The sequence below is a fragment of the Saccharomonospora saliphila YIM 90502 genome (assembly GCF_000383795.1).
GTDB lineage: Bacteria > Actinomycetota > Actinomycetes > Mycobacteriales > Pseudonocardiaceae > Saccharomonospora > Saccharomonospora saliphila.
Genome location: NZ_KB912656.1, coordinates 198711 through 205499 on the forward strand (window position 1 = coordinate 198711; position 6789 = coordinate 205499).

Consider the following 6789-nt stretch of genomic DNA (forward strand, 5'->3'; position numbering starts at 1 on the left):
GCGGTCGCGGCCACCGCGTGCGCCAGCGGATCGGCCCGGGCCCCGAGGTCGGCCGGGCCGAGGGTGAGCAGGACGGCGAACCCCACGGCGATGTAGACGACCAGCACGATGCCCAGGGCCAGCGGGATCGCCCGGGGGATGGTGCGCTCCGGCTCCCGGACCTCCTCACCCAGCGTGGCGATGCGGGCGTACCCGGCGAAGGCGAAGAACAACAGACCCGCCGCCTCCAGCACGCCACGCACCCCGGTACCGGGGAACGGGGACAGCGTGGTGACGTCCGGCTCCCCGGCGACCAGCAGGGTGCCCACCGCGACGGCGAGCACGAGCAGGCTGAGGCCGACCAGGACGGTCGTGGCGCGGGCGGAGCGCCGGACGCCGACGTAGTTGACGGCCGTCAGCGCGGCCACCACGCCGACGGCGCACAGTCCCCGCCACGGTTGCGCCAGCCCCGGCGCCGCGTAGGCCACGACGGTCAACGCCATCGCGGCGCAGCTCGCGGCCTTGCCGACCACGAACCCCCACCCGGCCAGGTAGCCCCAGAACGGTCCCAGCCGTTCCCGCCCGTAGACATAGGTTCCGCCCGACTCGGGGTAGCGGGCGGCCAGCCGCGCCGACGACGTCGCGTTGCAGTACGCCACCACGGCGGCGATGCCGAGCCCGGCGAGCAGCCCGCTGCCCGCAGCCCGCGCCGCCGGGGCGAACGCGGTGAACACCCCGGCGCCGATCATCGCGCCGAGTCCGAGCACCACCGCGTCACGGGTGCCGAGCCCGCGTGCCAACCGGGAACGCCGCGCCGTCATGGATGCAACCTACCGCCCGCCCGGTTACGTCTTCGCGACCATGAGGACAACACGAGTGGTCATCGCTTCGACAGTGGCAGGCGCCCTGGCGATGCTCGCCGCCTGCGGGCAGCAGGTGGAGGCGGGCGGACCCGGGATCGAGCGGAACACGGCCGTCGGCAACCAGCCGTCGTCGGTGGAGCTGCCGCGTTCGCAGGAGCACAGCGACCGGGCACGCGCGGACGCCGACGCGGTCCCGCCCGGCCAGATCGACGCCGAGGGACTGCCCGACGGACATCCCGTGGACGTCTCGGTGGCTCCCGGCGGGCGCACCCTGACGATCGTCGGGCAGGAAGGGGGGTGCGGCACGGCCTCCGCCGAGCTGACAGGGCAGGAGGAAGACCGCGTCGCGATCCTGCTGGTGGAGACCAAACCCGCCGACGAGAACACCCTGTGCACGATGGACATGCGCTATCCGCCGCTGACCGTGGAGCTGGACGCCCCGCTCAAGGACCGGCTGGTGGTGCTCGATCACGACCGAACGCGAGAGTGAGTGAGGGCACACTGGGGGCATGACCTTCACACTCACCCCCCAGTTCCGCCGCAGGCTCGACGACGAGGTCGCGTGGCTGACCACGGTGACCCGCAGTGGCAGACCCGCTCCTCGACCGGTCTGGTTCGTGTTCGACGGCGAGGCCTTCGTCGTCTTCAGCGAACCCGGCGCGGCCAAGGTGCGGCACCTCGCCCGCCAGAGCCGGGTCACCGTGCACTTCAACAGCGACGCGGGCGGCGGCGACGTCCTCGTGGTGCACGGCTCGGGCGAACTCGACCCGGACCTGCTGCCCTCGCGAGCGCCCGGATATCTGGACAAGTACGAGCCGTCCTACCCGGTCATCGGCCATGACCGGGACAGCTTCGACGCGACCTATTCGACCGCGATCCGGATCACCCCGGACCGCGCCTGGGGGTTCGAGTGACCCGGCTTCCCGGCGCGGTCGGGGCGGTGCGGTCCGGGCGGATCAGGACCGGAAGGAGATCTGCAGGACCGGTTCTGAGGTCTCGGCGAAGAAGTCGTTGCCCTTGTCGTCGATGACGACGAAGGCGGGGAAGTTCTCCACCTGGATGCGCCAGACGGCCTCCATGCCGAGCTCGGCGTACTCCAGCACTTCCACCTCGGTGATGCAGTCCTGCGCCAACCGGGCCGCCGGGCCGCCGATCGAGCCGAGGTAGAACCCACCGTGGGTGCGGCACGACTCGGTGACCTTGTGGGAACGGTTGCCCTTGGCCAGCATCACCATCGACCCGCCCGCGGCCTGGAACTGCTCGACGTACGAATCCATCCGCCCGGCCGTGGTCGGGCCGAACGAGCCCGACGGGTACCCGTCCGGGGTCTTGGCCGGTCCCGCGTAGTACACGGGGTGGTCGCGCAGGTACCGAGGCATCTCCTCGCCCGCGTCGAGCCGCTCGGCGATCTTGGCGTGGGCGATGTCGCGGGCCACGACCAGCGGTCCGGTCAAGCTCAGCCGGGTCTTGACCGGCAGCCGGGAGAGCTGGGCACGGATCTCCGACATGGGCCTGTTCAGGTCGACCTCGACGACCTCGTCGGAGAGGTCGTCGGCGCGCACGTCCGGAAGGAACCGGGCGGGGTCGCGTTCGAGCTGCTCGAGGAACACCCCCTCTGGGGTGATCTTGGCCTTGGCCTGCCGGTCGGCCGAGCAGGAGACCGCGATGCCCACCGGGCAGGACGCGCCGTGCCGGGGCAGCCGGATGACGCGCACGTCGTGGCAGAAGTACTTGCCGCCGAACTGGGCGCCGATGCCGAACTCGCGGGTCATCTCCAGGACCTGCTGCTCCAGTTCCACGTCGCGGAACCCATGGCCCAGCTCGGACCCTTCCCTCGGCAGCTCGTCCAGGTACCGCGCCGAAGCGAGCTTGGCGACCTTGAGGTTGTACTCGGCGGACATGCCACCGACCACGATCGCCAGGTGGTACGGCGGGCAGGCCGCCGTGCCGAGGCCCCGCAGCTTCTCGTCGAGGAAGCGCGCGAGCCGCTTCGGGTTCAGCACCGCCTTCGTCTCCTGGTAGAGGAAGGTCTTGTTCGCGCTTCCCCCGCCCTTGGCCAAGAACAGGAACTCGTAGCGCGGGTCGCCGTCGGCGCCGTCGGCGTGGAAGAGTTCGATCTGGGCGGGCAGGTTCGTACCGGTGTTGCGCTCGTCCCAGAAGGTCAACGGCGCCATCTGCGAGTAGCGCAGGTTGAGGTCGCGGTAGGCGTCGTGGATGCCCCGCGACAGCGCCCGCTCGTCGGTGCCGCCGGTGAGCACGCCCTCCGTACGCTTGCCGATCACGATCGCGGTGCCCGTGTCCTGGCACATGGGCAGCACCCCGCCCGCCGAGATGGCGGCGTTGCGCAGCAGATCCATCGCCACGAACCGGTCGTTGCCGCTGGCCTCCGGATCGTCGACGATCGAGCGCAGTTGCGCCAGGTGCGACGAGCGCAGCAGGTGCTGGATGTCGGTGACGGCGGTGCGGGCGAGCGCGGTCAGCGCCTGGGGCTCGACCTCGAGGAAGCGCCGTCCGGCGGCTTCTACGACACGCACGCCCTCGTCGGTCACCAGCCGGAACTCGGTCTCGGTGTCGGGGCCGAGTGGCAGGACCTCGGTGTGCTGGAAGGTGGGATCATCGGACCCGGCGGGAAGGGGGTTGGTGCCGGGCTGGGGTTCGGGGGCAGTCACAGCGTCCGCTCCGTTGCGCGTTCCGGGAAAGCGATTCGGTCTCGAAGGGACTAGACCGTATCGCGCGGACGGCGGCAACGGCCCCGGTCCACACCGGCGGCGCGACGCAGATCACCCCACGCGCCCGGCACGCCACCGCCGGGGGACAGGTGGAAGGCCGGGCCCACCCCGACGGACCCGACCTTCCGGGCAGGCGGCCGGTGCGAGACCGGCCGCGAGGACCCACACCTGCCAACACCGCATCCCAAGGTGAGACGGCCGGGGCCGCCTCCGATGAGCGCGCCCCCGACCGTCTCGTGTCCCGGCGCGGGAGTCAACGCCGCCGTCCGGGTGATCCAGATCTCACCCGAGTCACCCGGGGTTGGACACGGCCGCCGACGCGGCGGGCCCCCGCCGACGGGGGCCGAACTCCGGCGGCTGCCGGAATGTCCGGTGGGCGGGCCGCTCAGCTCGCGTAGGCACGCAGGCGGTCGGCGCGCTCGCCGTGCCGCAGCTTGGCCATGACCTCGCGCTCGATCTGGCGCACCCGTTCGCGGGAGAGACCGAAGTGCCGGCCGATCTGGTCGAGCGTGCGGGGCTGGCCGTCGTCGAGCCCGTAGCGCAGGCGGATCACGTGCTGCTCGCGCTCGTCGAGGGTGGCGAGCACGCGCCGCAGGTCGTCCTGCAGCAGGCCGGAGATCACCGAGCTCTCCGCGTCCGTGGCCTCGGCGTCCTCGATGAAGTCGCCGAGCGGGGCGTCCTCCTCGGTGCCCACGGGCATGTCGAGGCTCACCGGGTCACGCGCGTGGTCGAGCAGGTTCGCCACCTTCGTCTCGGCGATGCCGGACTCGGCGGCCAGCTCCTCGTTGGTGGCCTCGCGGCCGAGGCGCTGGTGCAGGTCCCGCTTGATCCGGGCCAGCTTGTTCACCTGCTCGACGAGGTGCACCGGCAGGCGGATCGTGCGGCCCTGGTCGGCCATGCCGCGCGTGATGGCCTGGCGGATCCACCAGGTGGCGTAGGTGGAGAACTTGAAGCCCTTGGTGTAGTCGAACTTCTCCACCGCGCGGATCAGGCCGAGGTTGCCCTCCTGGATCAGGTCGAGCAGGGGCATCCCCCGCCCGGTGTAGCGCTTGGCCAGCGACACCACCAAGCGGAGGTTCGCCTGGAGCAGGTGGTTCTTGGCGACCTGGCCGTCCCGCACGATCGCCGCCAGCTCCAGCCTGCGCTCCCGGGAGAGCTCCTCGGTGTCGAGCACGTGCTGGGCGAACACCCCCGCTTCGATGCGCTTGGCGAGATCGACTTCCTCGCCCGCGGTCAGCAGGGCAGTCCTGCCGATACCGTTGAGATACACGCGCACGAGGTCGGCGGCGGGCCCCTGTGCGTCGAGGTCCGGCTCCTCACCGGTCACAGGCACCACGTCGTCGTCCGCGGTGGCGGGCATGGGAATGGTGCGCTCGCGAATCCCACGGGCCTCACGTTCGAGTGTCTGGACGGACATCTTGCCTCCCCGGTCAACGGGCTGACGTGCACTGCCTCGCTCACGTCTGCGTCGTGCGCCGCGTGGCGAGCCTGTGGAACTCGCCCCACGCACCCAGCTCCGCGGCTGGACACTCGGGTCAACGTCGTGGCGCCGAGAATCGTTCCCGAGTCGTGACTCGTGTTGAGTGCCTCACGACGCGCGGCGTCGCGGTAACACCGCGACGAAACGGCACCCCCGCACGGCGCGCTCGGGGGCAGCCGGCAGGCCGTTTCAGACCTCGACGAGGACCGTGAACGGGCCGTCGTTGACGCTGTGCACCGACATGGCCGCGCCGAAACGGCCGGTGGCCACCCGTGCGCCGCGTGCGGTCAGCTCGGACACCACCGCGTCCACCAGGTCGCGCGCGTGCTCGCCCCGCGCGGCGGCGGTCCACGACGGACGCCTGCCCTTGCGCGTGTCGCCGTAGAGCGTGAACTGGCTGACGACCAGCAGCGGTGCGCCCGCCGTGGCGCAGGAGTGCTCGTCGGGCAGGATGCGCAGCTCGTGCAGTTTGCGCGCCATCGTGGCCGCCTGAGAGCTGGTGTCGTCGCGGTGCACGCCCAGCAGGACGAGCACGCCCGGCTCGTCGAGCGCGCCGACGACCTCGCCGTCCACCGTCACCGACGCCTCGGTCACCCGCGCGGCCACCGCCCTCACCGGACGATCTCCAACATCCCGTGCCGCACCAGCTCCCGCACGACCGGCACCGCGGCGGTGCGCAGCGTGTCCGGGTCCTCGCCATGGGCGGCGGACAGCAGGTCGAGCAGGTCGGTCAGCGGCAGCGCGCCCCGGCACCCCGCCAGCAGCGTCGCCGTCAGCTCGTCCAGCTCGTGCTGCCAGCCCGGCCCGTCGACGCGGTGCACCCTGCGCACGGCGGTTTCCCAGCCCTCGTCGCCCGGGGTGTCCACCCGCTCGAGCACGACACTGTCCGGCACGCGGAACACCGTGTCGAGCAGGTCGGAGTCGTGCGCTCGGAGCTGGTCGGCCCGGTCGAGCCAGGCGGCCGCCTCGGCACCGAGGGGGTCGTCGTAGGCCTGCCGCAGGTCCTCGCACACCACGGTCGGAGCCGCGTCCGTCCGGCGGAGGGTGACGAACCCGAAGCCGATTCCGTCGACGTCGTGCTCGGCGAAGAAGTCCAGCCACGCGGCCGCCTTCGCCCGTCCCTCGGCCGACCGGGGGTCGATCCCCGCGTCCCGCAGCCAGGTGCCGACGTAGAGCGCCGGATCGGCGATGTCGCGCTGCACGAACCACGCGTCGGTGCCGGGCGGGAGCCACCGGCTCACCCGGTCGGCCCAGTCCTGTCCGCGCACGTGCAACCACGACGCGAGCAGGTGGCCGGTGCCGCCCTCGGTGAGGAACCCGGGTAGCTGGCGCACCACGAGCGCGCTCGCGTCGTCCCCGGCCAGCCCCGAGTCGCGGTACACGTAGTCGACGCGGGGCGGACCGACCACGAACGGTGGATTGCACACGATCTGGTCGAAGCGCCTGCGCGCCACCGGGTCGAACCACTCGCCCTCCAGCAGTTCGACGTCGAGCCCGTTGAGGTCGAAGGTGGCCCGGGCCAGCGCCAGCGCGCGCGGGGAGACGTCGGTGGCGGTGATCCGCTCGGCGTGCCTGCTGGCGTGCAGGGCTTGCACCCCGTTTCCGGTGCCCAGGTCGAGCAGCGTGCCCACCGGGCGGCGGCTCGTGGCGCGCACGAGGCTCAGCGAGGCGTGCCCGACACCGAGGACGTGCTCGCGGGGCGCCGGACGGCCCGCCTGGTCGGAGTCGAGGTCCGACA

The 6789-nt window shown here is 72.1% G+C and carries 7 protein-coding genes; 2 read left to right on the forward strand and 5 right to left on the reverse strand.

The window, feature by feature from the left end; genetic code table 11:
- Window positions 1–800 (reverse strand): APC family permease (locus SACSA_RS22320; protein WP_019815509.1); only part of this gene is annotated, 800 nt, incomplete at its 3' end.
- A 55-nt stretch (window positions 801–855) separates the two neighbouring features.
- On the opposite strand from SACSA_RS22320, the gene SACSA_RS0109930 reads away from it, so the two are divergent.
- A complete protein-coding gene (locus tag SACSA_RS0109930; RefSeq protein ID WP_332253376.1) occupies window positions 856–1332 on the forward strand; it encodes a hypothetical protein in 477 nt (158 codons plus the stop codon).
- 19 nt (window positions 1333–1351) lie between these two features.
- Entirely contained in the window at window positions 1352–1756 is a 405-nt protein-coding gene (locus SACSA_RS0109935; RefSeq protein WP_019815513.1) for a TIGR03667 family PPOX class F420-dependent oxidoreductase, read from the forward strand.
- A gap of 42 nt (window positions 1757–1798) precedes the next feature.
- On the opposite strand, the gene SACSA_RS0109940 is transcribed toward SACSA_RS0109935, so the two are convergent.
- From SACSA_RS0109940 to SACSA_RS22325, 4 genes are all read right to left on the reverse strand, one after another.
- Window positions 1799–3511, reverse strand: a complete 1713-nt coding sequence (locus SACSA_RS0109940; protein WP_019815514.1) for a fumarate hydratase — start codon at window positions 3509–3511, stop codon at window positions 1799–1801.
- A gap of 445 nt (window positions 3512–3956) precedes the next feature.
- Window positions 3957–4988 (reverse strand): sigma-70 family RNA polymerase sigma factor, encoded by a 1032-nt coding sequence (locus SACSA_RS0109945; RefSeq protein WP_019815515.1) that lies wholly within the window; start codon window positions 4986–4988, stop codon window positions 3957–3959.
- A 252-nt stretch (window positions 4989–5240) separates the two neighbouring features.
- Window positions 5241–5666 carry a D-aminoacyl-tRNA deacylase gene (gene dtd, locus SACSA_RS0109950; RefSeq protein ID WP_019815516.1) on the reverse strand — a complete coding sequence of 142 codons (426 nt, stop codon included), beginning with the start codon at window positions 5664–5666 and terminating at the stop codon, window positions 5241–5243.
- Window positions 5663–6789, reverse strand: a 1127-nt coding sequence (locus SACSA_RS22325) for a DUF7782 domain-containing protein (RefSeq protein WP_019815517.1), incomplete at its 5' end; no start/stop codon positions are given. The genes SACSA_RS22325 and dtd, both read right to left, overlap by 4 nt.

Coding starts and splice junctions, on each gene's coding strand:
- SACSA_RS0109935 (WP_019815513.1), top strand. CDS start 1,352: ATGACCTTCACACTCACCCCCCAGTTCCGCCGCAGGCTCGACGACGAG.
- SACSA_RS0109945 (WP_019815515.1), bottom strand. CDS start 4,988: ATGTCCGTCCAGACACTCGAACGTGAGGCCCGTGGGATTCGCGAGCGC.